Here is a 25,484-nt window from a genome sequence, read left to right as displayed (position 1 = left end):
GGCCGAGATGGCCGGCAGGGGCGGCCGGTCGTAGCGAGTGGGGTCGTCCCCGTAGACGCCGATGCGGGTCCGCGGAATGGGAACGACGATCTGATCCGTGTTCACGAGTGCTTTTCGCTCCTTGACCGAATAAGAAGTGATCTTCTAGGGCCGGGTCCGGCTGCCAGCCGTTCGGCAGAGCCGCCGCGAAGCTCCGGACCGAGCGCTCGAGCCGTTCCCCCCGCCTTGACCGACCACGTGCCGCCTTGACCGACCACGTGCCGCCTTGACCGACCACGTGCCGCCTTGACCGACCACGTGCCGCCTTGACCGACCACGTGCCGGACCGGCCGCCTCGACCGATCACCTGCCGGACCGGGACGCCGTCGAACAGCGCGAGCGGCGTATGCCCGAGAAAGCCCGCGTCGAGTGCGGCCAGATCCCGGCGATCAGAGACGTCACGTGATTATGCCAGCGGAAATGACGTTGGATCGGCGTATTTGTTATCTGCGTATATCCGCTTGTGCACGGCGAACGGCGTCACGTCCCCGGCCCCGAGATCACCCGGCTCGTCATCGAGACGGACGCCCACCGGCATTCCGGCCGCCACCTGGTTGAGCAGCTCGCGATCTGCCCGGCCGTACCCGGTCCCGTCGCAGTTCGCACGGGCCAGCCGGTAGATCGCCTCTCTGAGGTCGCGCGCCGCGACGAGCGCGGTCGGGTCCACGGGGGCCGGCGTCAGCGGATTTTCCGCGTGTTCGGTGGTCACGCACCGCTCGTCAGGCCGGAGGCCGACGCCTTCTCGGCGGCGGGGCCGATCGGACTCCCGGTGAAGGGTCGGGGGCGGCTCGGGCGGTTGGTCGTAACGCGGCAGGCGTCACTCCAGCAGGCGGTCCCGAGGGGGCGCGCATTTTTTTCTGGAGACTACTTGCATCCTCTGCGCCTGATTATCTATAACTGAAGTGACAGTTTTTCTAGAGGGCGGGCTTGAGGATACCTGCCCGGTTCAATGGAGGTGGTACCGATGCTGCTGACGTCGATCGATCCGTTCGTCCAGGAGTTCGACCGTCAGTTCGACCGGCTCGCGCGGCAGGCCCTCGGACGGGGAGGGGGAGACGACAGCGCGCGCGGGGCCATGGCGCTGGACGGTGTCCGCCGCAAGGACGACGTTCTCCTCAAGTTCGACCTTCCCGGGATCGACCCGGACTCCATCGAGGTGACCGTCGACCGCGGCGTGCTCTCGGTGAGCGGCAGCCGCGAGGAGGAGTACGGCGACGACGACCGCCTGTTCGTGCGCGAGCGCCCGATGGGCACCTTCACCCGCCGCGTCTACCTCTCCGAGCATCTCGACAGCGACAAGGTCGACGCCGCCTACTCCAACGGCGTCCTGGCCGTGCGCATCCCGGTGATCGAGAGGGCCAAGCCTCGCAAGGTCGAGATCCAGAAGACCGAGAACACGTTCGCCCAGAAGTCGATCAAGGGCTGAGCGGCCGAGATTCGAACGTCGAACCGCGACAGGGTGGATACCGGGCTCAGGTATCCACCCTGTCGCGGTTCAGGCGTCAGGAAGGGAGCGGTGATGGTCCGGCTACCGTTCGACGACGAGCACGCTCCGCTGTACTCGGTTGGCCAGGTGGCCGAGATGCTCCACGTTCAACAGGCTTTTCTTCGCCGTCTTGACGAACATGACGTGGTACGGCCGGCACGCTCGACCGGCGGTCAGCGCCGCTACACCCGCCATGAGATCGCCGACCTTCAGGACGCCATCGAGCTTGTCGGCGAGGGTATGAGCCTCGTCGCCGTCCGCCGGATCTTCGAGCTGCAGCACCGGGTCGCCGAGCTGAAGGCGGAGCTGGCCTGGGAACATGCCGTCTGCGAGAAGCGGCGATCCTCCGATGATCCGCGCGCCTGACCTCCTCGCCACCTTCGCCCTTGCCGGGTAGACGATGTTTTCGGCGGTGACCGCAGGCGCGCGCGTAGTCCTCTGCCAGGCGGCGGCATCGGCCCAGCCCTCTGCGAGAACGCCGCCCAACAGGATGTGGAGGGCCAGTAGCCCGTGTGGTGGACGCGGCGGGGCATCGTCGCCGCCTAGCCTTCCGTCTCCACCCGCCTGCCTCCGGTGGGCCAGACACGCGAGGAAGGTCTCATGTCGGTGCTATCCGATCCACACACATTACGCAGGTCCGCGGCCGGGATCTGCCTGCTCGCCGCGCCTCTCGTTTACGTGGCGGGTCTCGTCGCGGACCCGGCGATCAGGCAGGGGGGTGACACCGTCGGCGTCTACGGCAGGTACCCGGAACAGGTCTCGGTCAGTGCCTCGCTGCTGCACTGGAGTTGGGTCCTGCTGATCCCGGGCATCATCGGGATGATCCATCTCATCCGGCATCGCGGGGTCCTGTTCGGTCATGTCGCCGGTGGTCTCGCGCTGCTCGGCGTCGTGAACTTCTCCGGGCTGATGCTCGGCGACTTCTTCTACGCTCGTCTCGAACGCGCCCTGCCACCGGCCGAAGGGGCCATGCTCGCGGACGAGGCGCTCGCCGACGCCGGAGCTCGCTTAGGGTTCCAGATCCCGGGCTTCGCCGGGCTGCTCGGTCTTTTCCTGCTCGGCCTGGCGCTCGCCCACGCACGCCACGCGCCCTGGTGGTCTCCCTTCGCGATGCTCGCGGGCATCCTGGGGGCACCGATCTTCCCGATCGGCACGTCGGTGGGCGGCCTGCTCTACCTGGCAGGCTCCGGGGTCATCGGGTTGCGGCTGCTGCGGATGACCGATGTCGAATGGTCCGGCGAGGCCGTCGTTCAGGAAGCCGCCGACAAACCGGTGGGCGAGAACCTGGCGGACACGCGGTAGCCGCCGCCCGGGACGGGACCGGCGACCAGAGCACCGCCGTACATCGCGGTCCGTTCCCGCATCCCGATCAGGCCGTGTCCCGTCCCGTGCCCACCGCCCGGCGGGTGACCGGTCCCGTCGTCGGTGACCTCCACACTGAGCTCCACCCGGTCGTACCCGATGACGACCTCGGCCTTGGCGGCGTGGGCGTGCTTGAGCACGTTCGTCAGGGCCTCCTGGATCACCCGGTAGGCCGACTGGTCAAGGCCCGGTGGCAGGGGGTAAGGCTCCCCGATGATCCGCAGACGGACCTCCAGCCCGGCCTCCCCGACCTGAGTGACCAGGTCGTTCAGGCGGTCCAGGCTCGGCTGGAGGGCCTCGGGACCGTTGCCGTCCGCGCCGCGGAGCATCCCCAGCATGAGCCGCAGTTCCTCGACCGCCTCCCGCCCGGCCCGTTCGACGCCGAGCAGCAGGTCGCGCTCCCGCGCCCGGTCGTCGCCGAGCAGCATCCGCACCCCTCCGGTGTGCAGGGTCATCAGGCTCACGTTGTGTGAGATGACGTCGTGCAGCTCGCGGGCGATCCGGTTGCGCTCCTCCGTCACGGCCCACCGAGCTCGTTCCTCACGCTCCAGCTCCAACCGCGTGGTGTGGGCGGTGAGCCGCATCGTCTGGTCGATCTGGCGGCGCAGCAGGATGCCGCTGGTGTACGCCACGCCCATGAAAATGGCGCTGATCAGCACTTCGGCCATGTCGTTGTGCTGGAAGGTCTGCAGGTAGCCGTACGTGGTCAGCACGCACACCAGCCCTCCCAGGCCGCGCCGGCTGCGCAGCTCCGCCGCGCTGGCCACGGTGTGCACCAAAATGAGCGTGGAGTAGAAATGCCAGGCGGCGTAGTAACCGGCGTCGGTGACCACCCGTACCGCATAACCGTCCGCGGTCAGCAGGAGCAGCATGGTCATCGGGAACCTGCGCCGGAACAGCAGCAGGGCTCCGGCGGCGACCGCGCCCGCCGCCAGTGGCACCGGGTGGTCGATCTGCCCGGGCAGCGGCCCTTGGCGACCGAACGACTCGACCAGGCCGGCGACCACCACGGCGAGAGAGAGCAGCAGGTCAAGCAGGGTGGGTCGCCAGCCTTGAAGTGCCGGGTGCGTCACGGCAGGTCCTGTGCCCCGGGCCGGACCACTCCGGCCTCGTAGGCGAACACCACGGCCTGCACGCGGTCGCGGAGCCCGAGCTTGCGCAGCACCTGCATGACGTGGGTCCGTACGGTCGCCTCCCCGATATTCAGTTCCTGGGCGATCTCTATGTTGGCCAGGCCACGGGCCAGCAGGAGCAGCACCTGTGACTCACGCGGGGTGAGCGTGGCCAGTGCCGGTGGCGCGATGGGTTCGTGGCGGCCGGCGAAGGTGGCGATCAACCGTGTGGTGACCGCCGGGTCGATCAGCGCGTCCCCGGCGGTCGCCGCACGGATCGCCTCCAGGAGCCGCTCCGGTGGCGAGTTCTTGAGCAGGAAACCGCTCACCCCCGTGCGCAGCGCGACATGAAGGTTCTCGTCGGTGTCGAAGGTGGTCAGCATGACGATCCTCGGCGGGTGGGGATCGCCGAGCAGCCGCCGGGCGGCGCTGAGCCCGTCCAGCCGCGGCATCGAGATGTCCATCAGCAGCACATCCGGCCGTAGCCGTCGAGCCTCGGCGACGGCCTGGAGCCCGTCGGCGGCCTCCCCGACGACTTCGATGCCGGGCGCGGTCTCCACGATGAGTCGCAGGCCGAACCGGATCAAGGCCTGATCGTCCGCGATGATCAGCTTGATCGTCAAAGGGGGTCCTGGCATGAGGACAGGGTATAGAGGCCGGTGGCGGACCGACGATCCTCAAGAAGGGGGATCGAGGGCTGGTCCGGCCTCCACCACGTGACGGACCCGGACCACTTCGGGTGGGGTCGGCGAAGCGATCGTCGATGTGGATCCACAGAGCCGGGGAGTTCCGTGGGGTTCCCCCGAAGTGACTCCGCCGGTGAGTTCACACGGGTCTCCGCCTGTGGAAGAGGCTGTTCCCGATCAGCCTTTGATGGCGCCGATGATCACTCCCTTGGTGAGGTGCCGCTGGATGAACGGGTAGACGAACAGCACCGGGAGCAGCGCGACGACGATGGCCATCTGGATCGCGAGGCTGGGGGCAGGGACTGGCCGGCGATCGTGGTGTCTCCCGACTGGCCGACGATCAAAGACTGCCCCTGCAGCACGTACTGCCGGAGCACGACCTGAAGGGGCCACTTGGCGTTGTCGTTCAGGTAGAGGACGGCGTTGAAAAACGAGTTCCAGTAGCCGACCGCGTAGAACAGGCCGATGACCGCGGTGACGCCCTTGGACATCGACAGCACGAGTTTCATCAGGATGCGAAACTCGCTCGCGCCGTCGATGCGCGCGCTGTCGGTCACCTCGGCGGGGATGTTCATGAAGAACGCCCGCATCACCACGAGGTTGAACGCGGCGACCGCGCCGGGCAGGATCAGCGCCCAGTACGTGTCGATGAGCCCCAGCGAGCTGATCAGCAGATAGCTCGGGATCATCCCGGGGCCGAACAGGAACGTCAGCAGGACGAGGAAGAGCAGCGGCCGGTGCATCAGGGAGCCCGGCCGGGACAGGCCGTAGGCGGCCAGCACCGTGACGGTCAGGCTGATCGCCGTGCCGACGAGGGTCACGCCGAGGCTGACCATGACCGACCTGCTCACCACACCGCCTACGAAGAGCTCCTCGTAGGCGGCGAGGGAGAGGTGGCCGGGCACCGTGACCAGGCCGCCGGACTCGGTCACGGCCTCCTGCGTGGAGAAGCTGGTCAGCACGACCAGGTAGATCGGGAACAGGACGCACACCGTGATGAGCGTGAGGATGAGCCTCTTGAGGAGTCCGCCGGCGCGGCTCGGCCGTTCGGCCCAGGGCGGGAGAGTCGTCATGATCGTTTATAGATCCCGTCCTCGCCGAATCGATGGGCGACCTTGTTGGCCACCAGAATCAGGATCAGCCCCACCAGGCACTTGACCAGGCCCGCCGCCGCTCCGTAGCTCCACTCGCCGGTCAGCAGCGTGCGCCAGTACACGAAGGTGTCCAGCACCTCGGCGGCGTCCCTGCCGACCGCGTCGCGCTGCAGGAAGAACTGCTCGAAGCCGACGTTCAGCGCCTCTCCGAGACGGAGGATGAGCAGCAGGACGATGATCGGGCGCAGCCCCGGCAGGGTGATGTGCCACAGTCGCCGCCAGCGGCTCGCGCCGTCGACGGCGGCGGCCTCGTAGAGGTTCTGGTTGATGGCCGCCAGCGCGGCCAGGAAGATGATCGTTCCCCAGCCGGCGTCCTTCCAGACCGTCTCCGCCGTCACGAGCGCGATGAACGTGTCCGGATTCGTCATGAGGTCGAAGCCGCTGTATCCCTGGTTCCGCAGCGTCTGCGAGAGCACGCCGGCGCCGCCGAACATCTGCTGGAACAGCGTCACGACCAGCACCCACGAGAAGAAGTGCGGCATGTAGACGATGCCCTGGACGAACAGGCGCAGGCGGGGCCGTACCACGCTGTCGAGAAGCACGGCCAGCATGATCGGAACGGGGAAGTAGAAGATCAGCTGGAAGGTCGTGATCGACAGTGTGTTGAGGGTCGCGTCCCAGAAGCTCTCGTCGAGCAGCAGCCACTGGAAGTTGGACAGGCCGACCCACGGGCTGTCCTTCATGCCGACGTAGGGCGAGTAGTCCTGGAAGGCGATGACGTTGCCGAGCAGGGGAACGTAGTGGAAGACGACCAGCAGGGCGATCGCGGGAAACGTCATCAGCAGCAGTTGCCAGTCACGTTTCAGTCGGGAACGCAGTGGTTGGCGCGTCCGGCTTGTCCTGGCGGCCTTCTTACCGACATCCTTGGAGGTGCCGGCGCCGGCGGGTGAGGTCAGGTCACCCGCCGGCCCGGTCCTTACGCGGTCGCTAAGCACGGCCGTTGTCCCGCAGGACCTTCATGTAGAAGTCGCGGGCCTCGTTGCCGCCCTTGCTGCCGACGACGTTCGGGTGGACCAGCTCCTCCTTGTAGATCTTCTGCATGAACTCCAGCATCAGCTCGAACTCGGGCGTCTCGTACTTTTGATCTCCTCTCCGGCCTGAGATGCCGGGGATTCCCCGTGCCAGATCACGCGGCCTCTTACAGAGCGCGTGATCTGGCGCGGGGTGGTTGACGCTTCACAGACCCGCCCAACGGCTGGAGGTCTCCACGCCCGGTGACCGCCGATCCGGCGGCAGAGTTGTACCGATGAAGCTGATACCGGCGGCATTGATGTCGGCATTGCCGATCCACCCACACCGCACGTTCTTACACACAAACCGCGACTGCGATTCGCGAGATCCCGCCGTGGTGGTGTGACAGCGGTGGCACTCTTGCGAGGTGCCCTGCGCGGGCACCGTCGGCACGCACCCGCCCCGCTCGGCGGCCTTGTAGGTCAGGAACGTCACGGTGCGTCCCCAGCCCTGCCCGGCGATGGCCCGGTTCAGGCCCCGTTTCTGTGCGACGTTGGTGCCCGGGGCCGTGGCGGTGCCCGCCGCCGAACGGGTCATGTTCGTAATGTGCAGGTCTCCTACCACGATCGCCGAATACTTTCGGGCCAGCGCGGTGGTGGTCTGGTGCTGCCAGTCATAGGCTCTGCGCTTGGCTTTCGCGCGGAGCCTGGCGATCTGGTCGTAGGTGCGGGCCAGCCGGTTGGAGACCGGCTCGCCCCGGGTGCGGGCGGCGCGGCGGCGGGCGGCGGCGCGCTCCAGACGCAGCAACCGCTCACGCTCACCGTGGGTCAGCCACGGCTTGTGCCGCAGTTTCTCCCCGGTGGACAGCGCCAGGGGCACGGTGATGCCCCGGTCCATGCCACCTTCGGGCCCCGGTGCGGGGTCGGGTGTGGCACGTGTTGTTCGGTGCGGAACACGATGTGCCAGCCGTTCGCCTCCTTCACCACCCTGGCGCCGGTCACCTTCCCGGCCGGGGAGTTGTTGCCGATGCCGGGCAGGTTCTTGGTCCACCGGAAACGGACCCGGCCGACCAGCGGAACGGTGACCGCGCCCCATTTCGCCGACAGGCGCACGATCCGCAGATTGCGAGCCTGGGGCACATCGACCGCCAGACGCGGGCGGCCCTTCTTCGTTTTAAACGTTGGCTTTTTGGCCGGGTGATTGGGGTTGAAGAAGTTCTGCCACGCCTGCATATACGTTTTGAGAACGGCCTGGGCGGCCTGGGCCGGAAGCACCGCGAGAAAAACGGCATCCTTACGAGCCTGGCGAATCGCCGCATCCGCCTGAGCGAGCGTCGGGCTTTTCCCGGCGAAATGCGTCCAGTAGGCGTGCAGGCAGTTCCACACGGTAATCGCGGCGCTGGCCTGCTCATCCAGGGCCGCCGCCTGGGCGCCGGTCAGCTCCAGGCGGGCTCTGTGCCCGCGCTACCGCTTGACCATTTCCTGACCGATCACGGCACCGACCATACTCCATACAGGATTGGTTGATGGTCGAACTTGACGATATTGCCGCAGGTGAACATAACCTTTTCGGGTTACCGCGTATGTGGGTTTCATCGCCGCTTATCGGCACAAAGCGTTCTGTTCACCGATACGCATCCCAAGCTCCTGGAGGAGATCTGGGGCACGCGCCGAGCAGGCCGCCGCCGGCGACCATCGCCGCGCTGAGTCCTACCAGGCCGAGGAATCCACGTCTGCTCGTCGTCACGCCTCGGGGGAGATCCTTCACGGGGCGCTCCCTTCGTTGATTCGACACCTGTCAGGGGGTATCGGCGGGGGGTGGCTGTTGATAGAATTAGTTCGTTTTTCGACCAAACAAATTAGTCGAGGGTGACCTCCGTCACAAGGGGTCGTCGATCGCGGACCGCCGGGGGGTGGTCACAGATTGGTGAACGATGGGGCATGATGGGGCCAGCCTGGCCGAGCGGGAACGGGACTGACCTTGATCACATCTACGACTGACCCGCAGCCGGCCGACTTCGCCGACGTCCGGGCCACCAACCTCGCCGTCGTGCTGAGATTCGTCCGCGAGCACGCGCCGTGCTCGCGAGCCGACATCGCGGCCTCCACCGGTCTCAACAAGGCGACGGTGTCGAGCCTGGTCGCCGACCTGATCGACCGCCGCCTGGTCAGGGAGACCGGGCTGACCGAGAACCGCGTCGGCCGCCCGGCCACGATGCTGGTGCTCGACGGATCGCCGTACGCCGCGATCGGCATCGAGATCAACGTCGACTACGTCACCGCCGTCGCGGTGGACCTGTCGGGGGAGAGGCTGCTGTCCTGGCGGCGGTCCTTCAGCGGTGCGACCATCACGGCCGGTCAGGCCATCGCCGCCGTCGCGGCGATCGTCCGCCGGGTGGTGAACCGGATGGCCAAGGAGGAGCGTCAGGTCCTCGGCCTGACCGTGGGCGTGCCGGGACTGGTCGGCACGGACGGCACCGTGCGCATCGCGCCCAACCTCGGCTGGCACGACGTCGATCTGAGCGGCGACCTCGCGAAGGCCCTGCGCGACCCGGGGTTCTCCGTTCAGGTCGACAACGACGCCAACCTCGCGGCCCTGGCCGAGCACCGTTTCGGCGCGCAGGCGGGGGTGGCCAACCTGGTCTACCTCACCGGCGAGATCGGGGTCGGCGCCGGGGTGATCCTCGACGGACGGCTCCGTCGAGGCGGTCAGGGATACGCCGGGGAGATCGGCCACATCCAGCTCGACCCGCTCGGCGCCGAGTGCCGCTGCGGGCGTCTGGGCTGCCTGGAGGCCGTCGCCGGGATCGGGGCGGTGCTGGAGCACGCCGCGCTCTCCCCGGCGGAGGTCGAGGTCGAGCTCGACGAGGTGGTACGGCTGGCCCGCGCGGGCGATTCCCGCACGCTCAACGTGCTGGGCACCGTGGGCCGCAACCTCGGCAAGGGGGTGGCCGTGATGGCCAACCTGCTCAACCCCGACGTGGTCATCCTGGGCGGCTACTACGTGCCGCTGGCGCCGTGGCTGCTGCCCGAGGTGGAGGCCGAGATGCGGGGGCGCACGATCGCGCCGGACGTCGGGGGCTGCCGGGTCGTGGCCTCCACCCTGGGATACGGCGCGGCGGCGCTGGGCGGTGCGGCCAGGGTCCTCGACTCGGTGGATTCGGGTCGGTTGCCCCGCATCTCTTGACCTGAGCCTCAATTCGGGTGGTTTGCCCGGCATCTCTTGACCTGAGCCTCACGGGAGTGCACCCTTCAGGGAAGCTTCGTTCGAAACACGCGTGTAACGAACGGAGCTTTCCTGGACCGATTATCGAAGCGCTTCGACAGAGGCGCGTTTTCACGGGCGCTAGTCGAAGCGCTTCGACGCTCTCAAAGGGATGGTCCCCCCAGATGAACGAACCGTTCCGCGACCCGGAGCTCCCCCTCGCCCGGCGGATCGCAGACCTTCAGGCCAGGCTGACGCTGGAGGAGAAGGTCGGGCTGCTGCACCAGTACCACGCACCGGTCGAACGGCTCGGCCTGGGCCGCTTCCGCACCGGCACCGAGGCGCTGCACGGACTGGCCTGGATGGGGCCCGCGACGGTGTTCCCGCAGGCGGTCGGGCTGGCGAGCACCTGGGATCCGGAGCTGGTCAGGCGGGTCGGCGAGGCGACGAGCGACGAGGTCGTGGCCTTCCACCACAAGGACCCGGACGCGGCCGGGCTCAACGTCTGGGCGCCGGTGGTCAACCCGCTCCGCGACCCCCGCTGGGGCCGCAACGAGGAGGGCTACTCCGAGGACCCGTGGCTGACCGGTGTCATGGCCACGGCGTACGCCTCCGGCCTTCGTGGGAGCGATCCCACGGTGCTGAAGACCGCCCCCACGCTCAAGCACTTCCTCGGCTACAACAACGAGACCGACCGCTGCGTCACCTCCAGCAACCTGCCGCCGCGCGTGCTGCACGAGTACGAGCTGCCCGCCTACCGGCCCGCTCTGGAGCAGGGGGCGGCGGTCGCCGTGATGCCCTCCTACAACCTGGTCAACGGCCGCCCGGCCCACCTCAGCCCGCTGATCAACGAGGTGCTGCGGGGCTGGGCGCCCGACGACGTCCTGGTGGTCAGCGACGCCTACGCGCCCGGCAACCTCACCGGCCTGCAGGCCTACCACGACGACGGCCCCGAGGCCTACGCCCACGCGATCAAGGCGGGGCTCGACAGCTTCACCCAGGACGACGACCGGACCGAGGTCACCCTCGGGCACATCCGCCGGGCGCTGGAGCGGGACCTGCTCACCGAGTCGGACCTCGACGTGGCGGTACGGCACGCGCTGTCCATCCGCTTCCGGCTGGGCGAGTTCGACCCCGCCACGCCGTACGACGACATCACCGAGGCGGTCGTCAACTGCCCCGAGCACCAGGCGCTGGCCCGCGAGGCGGCCCGGCGCTCGATCGTGCTGCTGCGCAACGACGGCATCCTCCCGCTGACCTCGGTCAGGACGATCGCGGTCATCGGCCAGCTCGGCGACACGCTGATGGAGGACTGGTACTCGGGCACGCTCCCGTACGCCGTCACCGCCCGCGCCGGGCTCTCCGAGCGGTGCGAGACCCTGTTCTGCGAGGCCGTGGACCGGATCACGCTGTCGGCCGAGGACGGCCCCGTCATCGTCGACCTCGACGGCGGGCCGCTCGGGATCGGCACGGAGCCGGACACGTTCGACCTCTTCGACTGGGGCGGCGGGTCATACGCGCTGCGGGCCACGGCCACCGGACGCTACCTGTCGGTGGACGACGGCGGCGTGCTGGTCAACGACCAGCCGGGCCCCAGCGGCTGGGAGGTGCGCCAGACCTTCCGGATGGAGGATCGGCCGCGTGGCGCGCTGGCGCTCCGGCACATCTCCACCGGCCGCTACGTCGCGCTGGAGGGCGAGGTGTTCCGCCTGGTCGACGACGCCGACGCGGCCGTCTGGCTGACCATGGAGCGGATCGTCAACGGGGCCGAGGCCGCCGCCGCCCTCGCCGCGACGGTGGACGTGGCCGTGGTGGTCGTCGGCGACCACCCGCTGGTCAACGGCAGGGAGACCGAGGACCGCCTCGACCTGGCGCTGCCCGCCGCGCAGCAGGCCGTGGTCAGGGCCGTACGCGCGGCCAACCCCAGGACCGTCATGGTGATCAGCAGCGGTTACCCGGTCACCTGGGCCGACGAGGACCTGCCCGCGGTGCTGTGGTCCTCGCACGGGGGGCAGGAGTACGGTCACGCGCTGGCCGAGGTGCTGTTCGGCGACGCCGACCCCGAGGGGCGGCTCACCCAGACCTGGTACCGCTCGGCGCGCGAGCTGCCCGACCTGCTCGACTACGACATCATCGCCGCCGACGCGACCTACCAGTACTTCAGGGGCACCCCGCTCTACCCCTTCGGCCACGGACTCAGCTACACCACCTTCGACTACGGCGACCTGACCGTGTCGGTGCTGGACGGCAGGGTCACCGCCTCGGCCACCGTCACCAACACCGGCTCCCGCGCCGGGGTGGAGGTCGTCCAGATCTACACCCACCAGCAGCGCTCCCGGGTCAAGCAGGCCCTGCGACGCCTGCGCGGCTTCGTCAAGGTGCGGCTCGCCCCCGGGGAGAGCACCAGGGTCGGCTGGACCTTCGACGTCGGCGACCTGGCCTTCTGGGACGTCACCAGGAACCGGTCTGTCGTCGAGGACGCACCCCACAAGATCATGATCGGCGGCTCGGCCCGCGACTTCCGGCTGAGCGCCCGATTCCACGTCGAGGGCGAGAACATCCCGCCCCGCGCCGTCCTCGACGGCCCGATCCCCGCGGTGGACCACGACGAGTACGACTCGGTGGCGTTCGTGGACGCGGACAGGGTCTCCGGCGACGCCGTACGGTCCACGGCCGAGGGGGCGTGGATCCTGTTCCGCTCGGTGGACCTCGGGGCCGGAGCCGCCTCCTGCGCGGTCCGGGCGGTCGGCACCGAAGGCGGCGTGATCACCCTGCGACTGGACGACCCCCTCTACGGGCCGGTCATCGGCGACATCCCCGTCCCCCGCGCGGGCCGCTACGACCTCGCCGAGTTACGCACCGGCCTTGCGGACGCCCGTGGAGTGCACGATCTTTATGTGGTGCTCGAGAATACGGGAATCACCGTGGCCACCCTCACCTTCGGGAAGGCCGTATGAGCGGTCGGGGGGTGACGATCAGCGAGGTCGCCCGGCACGCCGGGGTCGCGGTGAGCACGGTGTCGTACGTGCTCAGCGGAAAGCGGGCGATCTCGACCGACACCCGCCGGCGGGTGCTGGACAGCGTGCGGACGCTCGGCTACCACCCCAACGCCGGGGCCAGGGCACTGGCCAGCAAGCGGGCCAACGTCATCGCGCTGGTCCTGCCGTTGCGGGCGGGGATGCACGTTCCGGTGCTGATGCAGTTCGCCACGTCGGTGGTCACCGCCGCGCGGCAGTACGACCACGACGTGCTGCTGCTGACCGCCGACGAGGGGTCCGACGGGCTTCGCAGGGCGGCGGCGAGCTCGCTGGTGGACGGGCTGGTGCTGATGGACGTGGAGCTCCACGACAGCAGGGTGCCGCTGCTCAAGGAGCTCGCCGAGCCCAGCGTGCTGATCGGCTTCCCCGCGGACTCGGCCGGACTGACCTGCGTCGACCTGGACTTCGCGCGGGCGGGCGCGCTCTGTGTGGAGCACCTGGCCGAACGCGGGCACCGGGAGATCGCGTTGCTCGGCGCCCCTTCGGTGGTCTACGAGCGCGGCACCGGCTTCGCCCGCCGGACGAGGGAGGGGTTCACCGAGGCGGTGGCCCAGCACGGCCTGACCGGAGTCGCGCTGCCGTGCGAGGAGAACTTCGACCAGGTGTCCGCGGAGATCGGGGAGCTGCTCGACACGAGGCCCGGCCTGTCGGGGCTGGTCGTGCACAACGAGGCCGCGGTCAACCACGTGCTCGGGGCACTGCGCCAGTACGGCAGGCGGGTGCCCGGCGACATCGCGGTGGTGGCGATCTGCCCCGACGACATCGCGGAACGGTCCAGCCCGGCCCTGACCTCGGTGCTGATCCCCGCCGAGGAGGTCGGCCGCCAGGCGGTGCGGCTGCTCATGGAGAAACTCGAAGGCCGTGCCGTGCCGGAGGACACCCTGCTCCAGCCCCGGCTGACCGTGCGCAACAGCACCTGATCGAAGGTCACATGACAACGGGCGCGTTCCCGAAGGGGAACGCGCCCGTCTCTGGCTTTCGCCGGTGACCGTCAGCTGCCATCCAGCGGTGGTCACCCGGCTTTCAGGAGTGACCGTCAGCTGTCATTCAGTGTCGGCTACCAGTCACCGCCACCGAAGTCGCCTCCGCCGAAGTCGCCGCCTCCGCCGAAGTCGCCCCAGCCGCCACCGCCACCGAAGTCGCCGCCTCCGCCGAAGTCGCTTCCGCCATCCGACGCACCGCCGTCGCCGCCATATCCGTAGCCGCCGTATCCGAAGCCGCCGCCCATCATGCCGCCGATCATCGTGCCGACGAGCATGCCGGTCATGACGTCGCCGAAGCCGCCGTAGTAGCCGTAGGCGTAGGGCTGGTAGGCCGGTCCCGCGTCGTAGTAGGGGCGGCGCTGGCCGTTGACCATGACCTCGCGGGTCTGCGGCTCGTAGCCGCGGTCGATGGCCTCCGCGTCGGCCGCACAGGCGGGCACGTCGCGCAGCGCGCCACCGGGCGGTGCCCAGCGCACGTCACGGACCGAGGGACCGTGCTGCGGGTTGAAGAAGCACGGGGACCGCCGCTCGGGGACCGGCAGATGGTTGACGCGGGCCTTCACGCAGGCGAGGGCGTAGCGGCCCTCCTCCAGCGCGGTGGTCACGCCGCGGAGGTCGTCGGCGCGCTTGACCGCCACGAGCTCCACCTTGGCCCGCTCGTAGGAGTCGAGCGCACGCTGCCAGTCCTGCTGGTGGTCGGCGCCGTCGCCGAGCAGCTTGACGTCGGTGTCGAGGTCGGTGATCTCCTCACCGAACTTGGTGACGTCCTCGTCCACGGTCTGCTTGACCGCGGCCAGCTCGGCGGCTTCGCGAGCCTCGCGGTCCTTCTTCTTCTTGCGGGAGTAGAAGAAGATGCCGGCGCCGCCGGCCAGGGCCAGCACGAGGATGCCGATCAGCACGCCCCCGCTGGAACCGCCGGAGGACGAGCTGGAGTTGGAGCCGCCGGTGGTGTCCGCCTCGTCCGCCAGCTTGACGAAGTTGATCACGTTGTCCGTCGGACTGGTGCTCGTCTTGGCGCGGCCGAGGAGTTCGTCGACGTCGATGCCCTTGATGTTGGAGACGCCGAACGGTGTCGTGCCGCTCATCAGCAGGATGGTGGACTTGCCGCCCACGTCCTTGCGGACCGCGGTCAGCAGCGTCCTGGCCTGCGACTGGCTGCTGATCGAGCCCTGGGGCAGCAGCCCGACGTAGACCGAGGAGGTCTGGTCGACGGCGCTGCGCATGGCGTCGACCGCGTTGGCCGGCAAGTCTGCCGCGGGGTCGACGAAGAAGTTGTCTCCGTCCTTCAACCCCGAGGCGATCGCACCGGGGTCGGGCGCCGCGGCGCTGGCCGCGGGCGCGATCATGAAGATGGCGAGGAGCCCGATGAACAAGGCGATGATCGCAGCACCGAATCGACCCGGCGCGGTTTTTGTGATGGTCACGGCAGAAAGCCTCCTTCGTCCTGAATAGACGAATGAGTGGACGTCAGAGTTCCCTACGACTTGACCGTATCCCCTCCCGGGCCGCCTGTGGTGTCGAGATCGTCGTCAGTCTTCTGTACTGCTGGTATATCCATTCTATACGCAGCGTCAACATCGATTCTTCACGTTGGTCGGAACATCTGCTGATCTTCCGGTCAACGTGGAGGAATCTTGTCGAGAAGGACCATGGGACGGCTTGCCGCCGTCTCGCCCGTGATCGCTTCGGTGCTGGTCGCGGCAGGCATGTCGCCCGTGTCGGCGTCGCCGGCGCCCACCCCGCCCAAGCCACCCGCCAGGACCGCCTGTCCCGATGGGATGCCGGGCGAGGCGTCCTCGCCGAAGCCGTCAGTCCCCAGCCGGCCGAGTCGCGGTCAGGTGCCCTTGATGTCGCAGATGGTCGCGCCGGCGGTGACGATCTGGCCCGTGGTGGCCGCCAGACCGGTGACGGTGCCGGCCTTGTGGGCGGTGAGGGGCTGTTCCATCTTCATCGCCTCCAGCACCACGATGACGTCGCCGGCGGCGACGGTGTCGCCCTCGGCGGCCACGACCTTGACGATGGTGCCCTGCATCGGGCTGATCAGGCTGTCGCCGTCGACGGCCTTCTTCCCGGCCGCGCCGCCGCCGCGCCTGGGGGGCCGGGCGCCGGTCTTGACCGGGCCGGCGGTGGCGAATCCGGCCGGCAGCACGACCTCCAGCCGCTTGCCGCCCACCTCGACCGTCACCCGCTCGCGATCGCCGCGCTCCTCCGCGGAGCCGATCTCCCTGTCATAGGGCGGGATCGTGTTGTCGAACTCGGTCTCGATCCACCGGGTGTGCACGGAGAACGGCTCGCTCGCGAACGCGGGGTCGACCACCACCGCCCGGTGGAAGGGCAGCACGGTGGGCATGCCGTCGATCTCGAACTCGGCCAGCGCGCGGGCGGCGCGCTGCAGGGCCTCGCGCCGGGTGGCGCCGGTGACGATCAGCTTGGCGACCAGCGAGTCGAAGGAGCCCGGCACGGTCATGCCGGCCTCGTAGCCGGCGTCCAGGCGCACCCCAGGCCCTGACGGGGTGCGCATGGCGGTGATGGTGCCCGGAGCGGGCAGGAAGCCGCGCCCGGCGTCCTCGGCGTTGATCCGGAACTCGATCGAGTGGCCGCGCGGCACGGGGTCGCCGTACCCGAGCTCCTCGCCGTCGGCGATCCGGAACATCTCCCGCACCAGGTCGACGCCCGCGACCTCCTCGGTCACCGGGTGCTCGACCTGAAGGCGGGTGTTGACCTCCAGGAAGGAGATCGTGCCGTCCTGGCCCACGAGGAACTCGCACGTGCCCGCGCCGACGTAACCGGCCTCGCGCAGGATCGCCTTGGAGCTCGTGGAGAGCAGGTCGAGCTGCTCGGCGGAGAGGAACGGCGCCGGGGCCTCCTCGACCAGCTTCTGGTGGCGACGCTGGAGCGAGCAGTCACGGGTGCTGACGACGACCACGTTGCCGTGGCCGTCGGCCAGGCACTGGGTCTCCACGTGCCGGGGACGGTCCAGGTAGCGCTCGACGAAGCACTCGCCCCTGCCGAACGCGGTGACGGCCTCGCGGACCGCGCTGTCGTAGAGGTCGGGGATCTCCTCCAGCGTGCGGGCCACCTTCAGACCGCGCCCGCCGCCGCCGTACGCCGCCTTGATCGCGATCGGCAGCCCGTTCTCCTTGGCGAACGCGACGATCTCCTCGGCCCCGGAGACCGGATCCTTGGTGCCCGCCACCAGCGGGGCGCCGACCTTCTGCGCGATGTGCCTGGCCTGCACCTTGTCGCCGAGCGCGGTGATCGCGGCGGGCGGCGGACCGATCCAGGTCAGGCCCGCGTCGATCACGGCCTGGGCGAAGTCGGCGTTCTCGGCCAGGAAGCCGTAGCCGGGGTGGACGGCGTCGGCCCCGGTGTCGGCGGCGATCCGCAGCAGCTTGCCGATGTCGAGGTAGGTCTCGGCCGGGGTCTGGCCGCCGAGCGCGTGGGCCTCGTCGGCGACCCTGACGTGGAGCGCGTCCAGGTCCTGGTCGGCGTAGACCGCGACGCTGGCCAGCCCGGCGTCCTTGCACGCACGCGCGATCCGTACGGCGATCTCGCCACGATTGGCGATCATGACCTTCTGCACCGACGTCGTTCCCTTCATATGCGTGCGAACAGAGGCCGGCGGGCCTCCAACGGAGTGTAAGCGTCCTGGCGGCGGCCGGACCCCGCCGGGTCCTGCCCGCTGAAACTCGCATCACCGTTCATGAGCCCGAGCACATGTACGAGCCGCCGGGGGCGCGCGATGTCCCGGGGAGGCCGCGGTAATTACTTCTCGCATCGCGAAAATTCAAGATAAAGGAGGTGCGTTAACTCGTCCGTGGCCACGGGAAGGTCCATAGCCGCTCGGTATAACGTCGAAATCATTGTGATCCACTCCTCTATCGTGATTTCGTTTGGTGACCCCTCGACACCGATCCCGAAGGAGACGGGCATGAGCCAGAACTTGCTCGGCGGCAATCCCGCGGAAATGCAGCAGATGGCCACCCAGTTCACCCAGCAGGCGGACCAGGTGAGGGCCACAATGGCCGCTCTCGACCGGGAGGCCGCGAAGGTCGGCACCGCCTGGACGGGCCCCGGGGCCCAGCGTTTCAGCGAGGCCTGGCAGAACTACCGCGCGGCTTTCCAGCGTATGTCCGAGGAGCTCGCCGAGGCTTCCCGGGTCATCAACACCTACCGAGGAAACATCGAGTCCGCCACGCGTTAGGCGCACGACCCGGTTCGTCCGAATAAACGCCCCGGTCCCTGTGGACCGGGGCGTTTCGCCGTCCGGTGGAGGCCGGGGCGGGCTTCCGCCGGCCCGTGGAGCGCGGGCCGGGCGACTGCCGGCTCGTGGGACCGGGGTGGGCGTCCGCCGACTCGTGGGACCGGGGCGGGCGTCCGCCGATCCTTGAGACCGGGGCGGGCGCCTGCCGATCGGTGAGGACCTGGCGTCCGCCGGTCCGCAGGGACCGGAAACCGGTACGGGGCCGGAGCCGCGCCTCGTCAGGTGATGGCGGTCTGGATGGGGACCACCGAGCCCAGGGTGACCAGCAGGCCGCGGCCGGGCGGGCCGCCGACCGCGCCGCGCGGCAGGCGAACGGTGAACAGGTCGCCGTCGGCGGGGCTCTGGACCGACAGCAGCAGGCCCGTGCGCGCCTTGCGGGCCTCGGCGACGAAGCCGCGGTAGGCGGTGGCGAGGTCGCCGGTGGTGCCGCCGACGATGAGGCCGTGCTCGCCGTCCCTGCCGGTGCGCAGCACCTGCTCCAGGGCCATGCCGAGAGGCGAGTCGGCGACGATCAGCTCGGCGTCGTCGACGATCACGACGTAACGCTCCTGCCCGGCGACGGCCTCGTTCAGGTCGCCGCCCGCGTCGAGTACGGCCAGCACGCCCGGCACGTCCACCAGCGTGCACAGCGGGCTGCGCCGGGGGGTGACGAGGACCGTCGGGGTGCCGCGGGAGAGCAGGGACTGGGTGGCGGTCAGCAGGGCCGAGGAACGGCCGGATCTGGGCGGGCCCGCGATGACCGCGCCGGGGCCGTGGGCGAGCAGGTCGACGCCGAGCGGGGCCAGCGAGTCGCCTCCGGCGCCGAGCAGCGCCCACAGCGGGGACGGCGGCTGGAAGGAGGGCGTCAGATCCAGCGTCTGGGCCACGGTGATGCGCATGGGCAGCGCGTCCACCCGCATCGGGGGCTCCGCGGTGATCTCCTTCGCCGCCCGGGCCAACGCCTGGAGCGCGGCGACCTGGGCCGGTCCCGAGGGGTCGTCGCAGAGCAGGGCGATCTGGTTCTCGGTGATGCCGTGCTCGCCGATGGACAGCGCGCGGCCGGGGGCGAGCGTGGCGGGCAGGTCCTTGACGGGCAGTCCGGCCAGGCCGTAGTCGGCGGGGTCGGCCAGCCGCAGGATCAGCCGGTCGTCGAAGACCGTGGAGATCTGCCCGATCAGCGCGGACCTGTCGCCGGTCACCACGGCCCGCAGCCCGACCGCCGGACCCTCCCTGAGCAGTTGCATGAGCGACTCGATCAGCCGCCCGTAGTCGTAGCCCTCGAACGCGGCGACGAACCCCTCCCACCGGTCGAGCATCAGGACCAGCCACGGCAGCCGCGGCCCTCCCTGGACGGCGCGCAGCTCCGCCAGCGACGCGTATCCGGCCTCGGCGAGGAGCTGCTGCCGGCGTCCGATCTCGGCGCGGAGCCGCGACAGCAGCCGCTCCACCCGGTCGAGCTGGTCGCGGGTCACCACCGCCCCGCAGTGCGGCATCGCCATCAGCGGCAGCAGGGCTCCCGAACCGCAGTCGATCGCGTGCACGTGCACGTCGTCGGGGGAGGCGCCGGCGGCGATCGCCCCCGCCAGCGTGCGCAGCGCGGTGGACCGCCCGCTCCGCGAGGCGCCCGCGAGGAGCAGGTGCCCCCCGTGGGCGAGGTCCAGCGCCAGCGCCCGCCGGTCCTGCGCCCACGGCAGGTCGGTGACCCCGAAAGCGAGCGGCGGCACCTCCTCGATCCCCGCGCGGTACGGCAGCGCGTCGCCGGACAGACCCGGGAACGCGGGGGTGACGACGAGGTCGGCGAGCGGCGGAAGCCAGGGGCTCGGCTGCTCGGGGATCCCGGCGATGCGGGCGGCGTCGACCAGGGCGTCGGTGAGCACGGACAGGTCGGTGACGGGGGAGCCGTCGAGGGCCGCGTCGGGCGCGGCCAGCGGGCGCCCCAGCGCCCGCCAGCCGACCTCGGTCACGCGGACCCTGACCTCGCTGGAGGCGCCGGGGCTCCGCCCGCCGATCCTGGCGGTCTGCACGGCCGTCGCCCCGCCCGCGCCGGACTTCACGTAGCACCGGCCGGGAGTGGACTTGGAGATGTGCGCGGCGTCGGGGCGGTCGATGACGTCGGCGGACTCGGAGGCCTCGGTGACCCGCAGCGCGATCCGCAGCGAGGTGTTGGCCTGGATGTCGGCGGTCACCACGCCGCCGGGCCTCTGGGTGGCGAGGATGAGGTGGATGCCGAGCGAGCGGCCGCGTCTGGCGATGTCGACCAGCCCGGTCATGAAGTCGGGCAGCTCGCTGACCATGGCCGCGAACTCGTCGATGACCAGCACCAGCCGGGGCAGCGCGGGCGGCGGCTCCGAACGCCCGCGCAGGGGCCGGGACGAGGTTCCGCCGCCGGCGACGAGCAGGTCGCGGGAGGCGCGGGCCGTCTGGGCGTCGCGGAGCTCGTGGTAGTCCTCGATGTCCTTCGCGCCGTGGGCCAGTAGCAGACGCTCCCTGCGGCGGATCTCCGCGGCCAGGGAGGCCAGGGCCCGCTGCGTCAGGTGGCCGTCGAGGTCGCTGACCATGCCGACCGTGTGCGGGAGCCGTACGCACTCCTTGAACGCGGCCCCGCCCTTGTAGTCGATCAGCACGAACGTCATCTCGTCCGGCCGGTTGGTCACCGCCAGCGAGCAGATCAGGGTCTGCAGCAGCTCGGACTTGCCCGCGCCGGTGGTGCCCGCGATGAGCGCGTGCGGTCCGTCCCGGCTCAGGTCGACCGAGAACGTCCCCTCGGGGCCGACGCCCACCACGGCCTCGGTGCCCCGGCCCCAGCGTTCGGCGAGGGCCGTTCCCGAGACCGAGGGCAGCTCGAGCAGGTCCAGCAGCCGCGCGGACCCGGGCAGGGCCAGGCTCGAGTCGTCCCTGCTGACGTCGCGGATCGGGGCCAGGGAGCGGGCGAGCCGGTCGCACCAGGAGGCCGACACCTGGTCGGCCAGGATCTCGCCGAGGTCGTCCAGGCCGCCGCCGCGCAGCCGGACCGTGCCGTCCGCACCCACCGCGGCCACGGTGGCGCACTCCTCGGGCAGCAGCCGCTGGTCGCCGTCGACGGCCAGGGTGTAGACGCCCGCCCGGGGACCCTGGCGGAGCACCTGCGGCATGCCGGGCAGCGCGCGCAGGACCTGGGCGCCGTCCAGGACGACCAGCACGTCGTACGGACGCTCGTCGTAGACGGGGGCGGCCAGCGGCTGCTCCGCGCCGCCGAGGTCGCCCCAGCCGGACGGGATCCGGCCGAGTTTCATCGCCGAGCCGTCGTTCTCGTCGAGACGCTCCTCGATCAGCGTGGCCAATTCGCTCACCCGGCGGGCCGCGGCCTCGGGGTCGGCGCCGACCAGGGCCAGGCAGTCCTCGCCGCCGCGCGGGGCGCAGTGCGGGAGCCAGCGGACCCAGTTCCAGCGCTCCTCGCCGTCGCCGTGCGCGGAGAGTACGACGATCGCCAGGTCACGCGGGCTGTGCAGGGCGGCGGCCTGGCCGACCAGCCAGCGGGCCAGCCCGGCCGTGGTCTCCCGGGGTCCGGTCAGGCCGGCGACGCCCAGGCGGCGCATGGCCAGCGCCACGGGCACCGCGTGGCAGGTGGGAGGGTCGGGCATCGGGGTCTCGATCGGGGCGGTGCGTTCGGGGGCGAACTCCAGGTCGGCGGGGAGATCGGCGAGGCCGACCCGCAGCCGCAGCGCGTCGGGGTCGTGGTCGCGCCGTTCCCACAGCCGCCGCCGGGGGCCGGTCGCCGTGAGCAGCACCTCGGCGGGATCGGGCGCCGCCGTGCGGCGGGCGGCCTCGTCGTCGGCGCGGGCACGATCCACGGTGGCCTCGAAGGCCTTCATCCGCTCCCTGTACTGCTTGATCTGCTGGCGGTACTGCTTGCGGCCGTGCCGCTTGTCGCTCCACCACTGGCCGAGCATGATCAGTGGGGTCATCAGCGCGAACAGCAGGAAGTACCAGGTGTTGAGAGCCCAGGCCATGATCAGTCCCAGCCCGGCGGGCAGGAGCGCGGTCAGCAGTTGCAGCCGCATGGTCTCGGCGCGTCTGGGCTCGGCCGGGACCTCGAAGCGCCGCCCGCCTCCCGGCGGCCTGAACCTGGGCGGCCGGTTGTAGGCGAGACCGCCGTCGGGCTGGGCGTCCAGGTGCGCGTCGGGAGGCTCGACGGCCTTGAGGGTCAGCACGGTCGCGCCGCAGGTCAGCAGGGCGTGTTCGGGCCACGGCTCCGCGTGTTCCAGGGGGTCGCGGTCCAGGCGCGGCGCATGGTGGGCGGCTCCCGGGGCGGGTTCCACGGTGATGGCGTCGGGGGTGAGCCGCACCACGGCCGCCTCGCCGGGCAGCAGGGGGTCGGGGACGGACACCGCGCAGGCGGGGTCGGAGCCGATGGTGTGGACGCCGAGGCTGAGGCGGTGCACGGAACCGGCGGCGGGACCGCCGACGACCCGGATCTCCACGATGCCGCCGGGCTCCTCGGCGAGGGTGATCCCGGCGAGGGCGCGGTCGAGGGTGACGAGGTCGCCGTCACGGAGCAGGCCGAGCGCGGGGGCGGTGGGTGCCAGGGGGCGGCCGTCCAGCCAGAGGGTGGGGGGTTCGGCGCCGGGGGAGTCGCGGCTCAGCCCGTAGGGGGCCTTGTTGCGTGTCAGGCGGACCACGTTGGTCGGCCGCTCGCCCGTCTGCCCGGCGAGTGACTCCGCGAGCCGCGCCACCGTGGTCGTTTCGTCGCCCTCGACCACGACATCGCGGTCGGTGTGCTCGCTGAGCACGGTGAGCATGATCCGCATCGCCGCTCCTCGGGTCAGGCCCCCGATCCAAGGTACATAGTGCGGGCGGCTCTGGAGAGGCTGTTTGCGGCAATGCCGTAGGTCACCGTCTGGTATGTGGAAAACGTCCCTGCCTGTGGACAACTGTCGGGCGGTGTTGGGCAGTTATGCCGTTCTAGATGGGCATTTGCTGATTTTGGCGCTTCTGACCAGCGAGGGCTTCGCCGTACGAGGCTGTGGAAAACTCTCCCGGGGCTGTGGAGTTCCGCCGGGCCCGGGTCCTGGCCTGGAGCTCGCCGGTCTTCTCCTCCAGGAGCCCGGCGTACGCGCTGACCTCGGAGGTCACCTCTGCCAGCCCGGTCGCCGCGCGGTGCAGGCTCCCGAGGACCCTTCCCGTCGCCGGTGCGGCGGCGACGCGCTCGGCCCCTCTTGTGACCCACTCACGGAGCAGGAGTTCGGCCGTCGCCGTGAGGAGCCCGATACGTCCTGTGCCCGGCGCTCGGCGCCTGAACGACTTGGCCATGACTCAAGGATGGCACGTCTGAACGCGTTCGAGGCGAGGAGAAGCACATGGGAAGCGCATGAGAAGCACATGGGAAGCGTATGGGAAGTGCACGCCCCGTCGGGGGAGGCGAAGTTCTTGGAAATGATACGCGTAAATGGTGTTACGGCTGTTACGAGAGTTAATAACAGTCCTTATCACCTAGATAAGTATCCTGTCATCTAGCCAAAACGCCATGTTCTTCTGGGCCGACGTTGACAGACGTGTTCCTATCAAACGAGCATGGGTACTGGCTTTTGTCCGACAGCCCGTCGGCATGGTGAGCATAATGGCGTAAATTCGACCAGTAGTCCCCATATTTATGATCACTCTGGGAGTCCCCCTACCCATGAGGACCAGTGAGAAGCCAACGGGCCGTGTCCCGGTGAACGCCGACAGGCAAATGTCGGCGGGCACCCTTTCAGGGCCTGCGTCGCGAAAACTTCCCGTGCCCCCACGCGAGCGCAAACCCGCTCTCGCGGCTCTCGCCATCCTGCTCATTCTGGGTGGCGCCCTCGCCACCACCCTGCTGGTCCTGCGCAGTGGAGACCGTGTCTCCGCGATCGGAATCGTCCGGCAGATCGGTGCGGGCCAGCCCTTCACCGCGGCGGTGATGAAGGAGGTCCAGATCGCCGACACCGGCATCGGCTACGTGGCATGGGCCGACCGCGCCCGCGTCGCCGAGAATTTCGCACGCGTCACCATCATCCCCGGAACCCTGCTGACCCGGGAGATGGTGGTCTCCGCCAGCAGGGAGCTGGGCCCGGGGAAGGCGCAGGTGGGTCTGTCACTCAAACCCGGCCAGTCGCCGGGGACCCTGGAGAGGGGCGATCGGGTCCAGATCGTCTACGTGCCCAGCCGGGGCGGCAACTCGACCGCGCAGAGCAGGGTACTGGCCGAGAGCGCTCTGGTCGATCAGGTCGGGACGCCGGGCAGCAGCGGATCGACCGGCCGGGTCACGGTGATCGTGGACAGTTCGATCTCGCCGACCGTCGTCGCCTACGCCTCCAGCGGCGAGATCGCGCTGGCCGAGCTGCCGGGAGCGCGCTGACGTGGCGCTCATCGTGCTGGCCGCCGACAAGGGCGCGCCGGGCGTGACCACGGCGGCCACGGCGCTCGGCGCGGTCTGGCCGCGCCCGGTGCTGCTCGCCGAGTGCGACCCGGCGGGAGGAGACCTCGCCTACCGCCTCCCCGCCGCCGACGGCGGCGTGCTCAATCCCAGCAGGGGCCTGCTCACCCTGGGCGCCACGGCTCGCCGGGGCCTGCATCCCAACCAGATCTACGAGCACACCCAGAAGATCATCGGCGGCCTGGACATCCTGGCGGGGCTGACCCACGGCGAGCAGGCGGCCGGGCTGACCTGGCTCTGGAGCCCGCTCGGCAGGGCACTGGCCGCGCTGCCCCAGGCGGACGTGCTGGCCGACTGCGGTCGCCTCGGCGGGCACCCGCAGACGGCCGAGCTGACGGCCGAGGCCGAGCTGGTGGTGCTGTTCACCAGGGCGAGCCTGGACCACGTCGCGCATCTGCGGGAGCGCCTCCAGGTGATGCCGCGCGATCCCCAGATCGGGGTCGTGGTGATCGCCGATCCCCGGCAGTACCGCACGACGATCGACGAGGTCCGCCGGATCGTCACCGCCACCGGCAGGAGCGTCGCCTTCGTGAGCGGGCTCGCCCACGACCCCAAGGGCGCGGAGCTGCTGCGCGGCCAGTGGGGCGGACGCCTGGACCGCTCTCTGCTGATCCGTACCGCCCGCGAGCTGGCCGGCCGTCTCACGGCACAGGTCCGCGCCCCGGAGCCGGTCCAGTGAGCCCGCGCGGTGGAGCTCGCCGTACGCGCTCGCGCCCCGGAGCCGGTCCGGTGGATCCCCGTGCCGGAGCCCGTCCCATGAGCCCGCGCGTCGGGCCGCCGAGTGGAGCGA

The 25,484-nt window shown here is 70.1% G+C and carries 22 protein-coding genes; 9 read left to right on the top strand and 13 right to left on the bottom strand.

Annotated features, from left to right (window positions below):
* Positions 1-445: 445 nt before the first annotated feature.
* Positions 446-748, bottom strand: a complete 303-nt coding sequence (locus CHC08_RS25355) for an ABATE domain-containing protein (RefSeq protein ID WP_179282201.1) — start codon at positions 746-748, stop codon at positions 446-448.
* Between the two features lie 255 nt (positions 749-1,003).
* Between CHC08_RS25355 and CHC08_RS25350 the strand changes: the two genes are divergently transcribed.
* From CHC08_RS25350 to CHC08_RS25340, 3 genes are all read left to right on the top strand, one after another.
* A complete protein-coding gene (locus CHC08_RS25350; protein ID WP_089209878.1) occupies positions 1,004-1,465 on the top strand; it encodes an Hsp20/alpha crystallin family protein in 462 nt (153 codons plus the stop codon).
* Between the two features lie 93 nt (positions 1,466-1,558).
* Positions 1,559-1,891 carry a MerR family transcriptional regulator gene (locus tag CHC08_RS25345; protein WP_245878562.1) on the top strand — a complete coding sequence of 111 codons (333 nt, stop codon included), beginning with the start codon at positions 1,559-1,561 and terminating at the stop codon, positions 1,889-1,891.
* Positions 1,892-2,125: 234 nt separating this feature from the next.
* Entirely contained in the window at positions 2,126-2,827 is a 702-nt protein-coding gene (locus CHC08_RS25340) for a hypothetical protein (RefSeq protein WP_089209864.1), read from the top strand.
* On the opposite strand, the gene CHC08_RS25335 is transcribed toward CHC08_RS25340, so the two are convergent.
* The 8 genes from CHC08_RS25335 to CHC08_RS25310 all read right to left on the bottom strand — a co-directional run bounded on the left by CHC08_RS25335 (position 2,776) and on the right by CHC08_RS25310 (position 8,536).
* Positions 2,776-3,960, bottom strand: coding sequence for a sensor histidine kinase (locus CHC08_RS25335; RefSeq protein WP_089209863.1), 1,185 nt, complete (start codon positions 3,958-3,960; stop codon positions 2,776-2,778). The genes CHC08_RS25340 and CHC08_RS25335 overlap by 52 nt on opposite strands.
* Positions 3,957-4,637: a response regulator gene (locus CHC08_RS25330; protein WP_179282200.1), complete on the bottom strand. Its 681-nt coding sequence runs from the start codon at positions 4,635-4,637 to the stop codon at positions 3,957-3,959. Before CHC08_RS25330 ends, CHC08_RS25335 begins: the two co-directional genes overlap by 4 nt.
* Before the next feature lie 248 nt (positions 4,638-4,885).
* Positions 4,886-5,758: a carbohydrate ABC transporter permease gene (locus CHC08_RS25325; protein ID WP_245878561.1), complete on the bottom strand. Its 873-nt coding sequence runs from the start codon at positions 5,756-5,758 to the stop codon at positions 4,886-4,888.
* Complete coding sequence (locus CHC08_RS25320) at positions 5,755-6,774, bottom strand: ABC transporter permease (RefSeq protein ID WP_089209861.1); 1,020 nt, start codon at positions 6,772-6,774, stop codon at positions 5,755-5,757. Before CHC08_RS25320 ends, CHC08_RS25325 begins: the two co-directional genes overlap by 4 nt.
* Positions 6,767-6,892 (bottom strand): hypothetical protein, encoded by a 126-nt coding sequence (locus CHC08_RS52490; RefSeq protein WP_275937205.1) that lies wholly within the window; start codon positions 6,890-6,892, stop codon positions 6,767-6,769. Before CHC08_RS52490 ends, CHC08_RS25320 begins: the two co-directional genes overlap by 8 nt.
* Before the next feature lie 123 nt (positions 6,893-7,015).
* On the bottom strand, positions 7,016-7,687 hold the full coding sequence (locus tag CHC08_RS51675) for an RNA-guided endonuclease InsQ/TnpB family protein (RefSeq protein WP_245878560.1): 672 nt from the start codon (positions 7,685-7,687) through the stop codon (positions 7,016-7,018).
* Complete coding sequence (locus CHC08_RS51670) at positions 7,618-8,175, bottom strand: hypothetical protein (protein WP_245878559.1); 558 nt, start codon at positions 8,173-8,175, stop codon at positions 7,618-7,620. Before CHC08_RS51670 ends, CHC08_RS51675 begins: the two co-directional genes overlap by 70 nt.
* Before the next feature lie 238 nt (positions 8,176-8,413).
* Entirely contained in the window at positions 8,414-8,536 is a 123-nt protein-coding gene (locus tag CHC08_RS25310; RefSeq protein WP_245878565.1) for a twin-arginine translocation signal domain-containing protein, read from the bottom strand.
* Between the two features lie 234 nt (positions 8,537-8,770).
* On the opposite strand from CHC08_RS25310, the gene CHC08_RS25305 reads away from it, so the two are divergent.
* The 3 genes from CHC08_RS25305 (at position 8,771) to CHC08_RS25295 (ending at position 13,952) form a co-directional block, all read left to right on the top strand.
* Positions 8,771-9,976: an ROK family transcriptional regulator gene (locus CHC08_RS25305; RefSeq protein ID WP_089209859.1), complete on the top strand. Its 1,206-nt coding sequence runs from the start codon at positions 8,771-8,773 to the stop codon at positions 9,974-9,976.
* Positions 9,977-10,179: 203 nt separating this feature from the next.
* Positions 10,180-12,951 carry a glycoside hydrolase family 3 protein gene (locus CHC08_RS25300; RefSeq protein WP_089209858.1) on the top strand — a complete coding sequence of 924 codons (2,772 nt, stop codon included), beginning with the start codon at positions 10,180-10,182 and terminating at the stop codon, positions 12,949-12,951.
* Entirely contained in the window at positions 12,948-13,952 is a 1,005-nt protein-coding gene (locus CHC08_RS25295) for a LacI family DNA-binding transcriptional regulator (protein ID WP_089209857.1), read from the top strand. The genes CHC08_RS25300 and CHC08_RS25295 overlap by 4 nt, the downstream gene beginning before the upstream one ends.
* Before the next feature lie 137 nt (positions 13,953-14,089).
* On the opposite strand, the gene CHC08_RS49720 is transcribed toward CHC08_RS25295, so the two are convergent.
* Together CHC08_RS49720 and CHC08_RS25285 are read right to left on the bottom strand one after the other, a co-directional pair.
* The gene (locus tag CHC08_RS49720; protein WP_089209856.1) at positions 14,090-15,439 is read right to left on the bottom strand and encodes a hypothetical protein; all 1,350 of its coding nucleotides are present in this window, start codon (positions 15,437-15,439) and stop codon (positions 14,090-14,092) included.
* A gap of 410 nt (positions 15,440-15,849) precedes the next feature.
* Positions 15,850-17,598 carry an acetyl/propionyl/methylcrotonyl-CoA carboxylase subunit alpha gene (locus tag CHC08_RS25285; protein ID WP_089209877.1) on the bottom strand — a complete coding sequence of 583 codons (1,749 nt, stop codon included), beginning with the start codon at positions 17,596-17,598 and terminating at the stop codon, positions 15,850-15,852.
* Between the two features lie 348 nt (positions 17,599-17,946).
* Here CHC08_RS25285 and CHC08_RS25280 point away from each other — a divergent pair, with 348 nt between their 5' ends.
* A complete protein-coding gene (locus tag CHC08_RS25280; RefSeq protein WP_089209855.1) occupies positions 17,947-18,219 on the top strand; it encodes a WXG100 family type VII secretion target in 273 nt (90 codons plus the stop codon).
* Between the two features lie 278 nt (positions 18,220-18,497).
* On the opposite strand, the gene CHC08_RS25275 is transcribed toward CHC08_RS25280, so the two are convergent.
* Together CHC08_RS25275 and CHC08_RS25270 are read right to left on the bottom strand one after the other, a co-directional pair.
* Complete coding sequence (locus tag CHC08_RS25275) at positions 18,498-23,045, bottom strand: FtsK/SpoIIIE domain-containing protein (RefSeq protein WP_089209854.1); 4,548 nt, start codon at positions 23,043-23,045, stop codon at positions 18,498-18,500.
* 154 nt (positions 23,046-23,199) lie between these two features.
* Positions 23,200-23,547, bottom strand: a complete 348-nt coding sequence (locus CHC08_RS25270) for a hypothetical protein (RefSeq protein WP_089209853.1) — start codon at positions 23,545-23,547, stop codon at positions 23,200-23,202.
* A 466-nt stretch (positions 23,548-24,013) separates the two neighbouring features.
* On the opposite strand from CHC08_RS25270, the gene CHC08_RS25265 reads away from it, so the two are divergent.
* Both CHC08_RS25265 and CHC08_RS25260 read left to right on the top strand, forming a co-directional pair.
* Complete coding sequence (locus CHC08_RS25265) at positions 24,014-24,616, top strand: CpaB family protein (protein ID WP_245878558.1); 603 nt, start codon at positions 24,014-24,016, stop codon at positions 24,614-24,616.
* Position 24,617: 1 nt separating this feature from the next.
* Positions 24,618-25,373: a CpaE/TadZ family protein gene (locus CHC08_RS25260; protein ID WP_089209851.1), complete on the top strand. Its 756-nt coding sequence runs from the start codon at positions 24,618-24,620 to the stop codon at positions 25,371-25,373.
* Positions 25,374-25,484 lie beyond the last annotated feature (111 nt).

Origin of the sequence: Streptosporangium subroseum (genome assembly GCF_900188345.1) — a bacterium.
Lineage (GTDB): Bacteria > Actinomycetota > Actinomycetes > Streptosporangiales > Streptosporangiaceae > Streptosporangium > Streptosporangium subroseum.
Note: the sequence above shows the minus strand (reverse complement) of the source record. Positions and strands in the feature narration are given on the sequence as shown.

Bases quoted from the DNA above. Each gene is read 5' to 3' on its own strand.
- CHC08_RS25340 (WP_089209864.1), top strand. From the start codon at position 2,126: ATGTCGGTGCTATCCGATCCACACACATTACGCAGGTCCGCGGCCGGG.
- CHC08_RS25300 (WP_089209858.1), top strand. From the start codon at position 10,180: ATGAACGAACCGTTCCGCGACCCGGAGCTCCCCCTCGCCCGGCGGATC.
- CHC08_RS25280 (WP_089209855.1), top strand. From the start codon at position 17,947: ATGAGCCAGAACTTGCTCGGCGGCAATCCCGCGGAAATGCAGCAGATG.
- CHC08_RS25275 (WP_089209854.1), bottom strand. From the start codon at position 23,045: ATGCGGATCATGCTCACCGTGCTCAGCGAGCACACCGACCGCGATGTC.
- CHC08_RS51675 (WP_245878560.1), bottom strand. From the start codon at position 7,687: ATGGACCGGGGCATCACCGTGCCCCTGGCGCTGTCCACCGGGGAGAAA.
- CHC08_RS25270 (WP_089209853.1), bottom strand. From the start codon at position 23,547: ATGGCCAAGTCGTTCAGGCGCCGAGCGCCGGGCACAGGACGTATCGGG.
- CHC08_RS25345 (WP_245878562.1), top strand. From the start codon at position 1,559: ATGGTCCGGCTACCGTTCGACGACGAGCACGCTCCGCTGTACTCGGTT.
- CHC08_RS25295 (WP_089209857.1), top strand. From the start codon at position 12,948: ATGAGCGGTCGGGGGGTGACGATCAGCGAGGTCGCCCGGCACGCCGGG.
- CHC08_RS52490 (WP_275937205.1), bottom strand. From the start codon at position 6,892: ATGCTGGAGTTCATGCAGAAGATCTACAAGGAGGAGCTGGTCCACCCG.
- CHC08_RS25350 (WP_089209878.1), top strand. From the start codon at position 1,004: ATGCTGCTGACGTCGATCGATCCGTTCGTCCAGGAGTTCGACCGTCAG.
- CHC08_RS25330 (WP_179282200.1), bottom strand. From the start codon at position 4,637: ATGCCAGGACCCCCTTTGACGATCAAGCTGATCATCGCGGACGATCAG.
- CHC08_RS25325 (WP_245878561.1), bottom strand. From the start codon at position 5,758: ATGACGACTCTCCCGCCCTGGGCCGAACGGCCGAGCCGCGCCGGCGGA.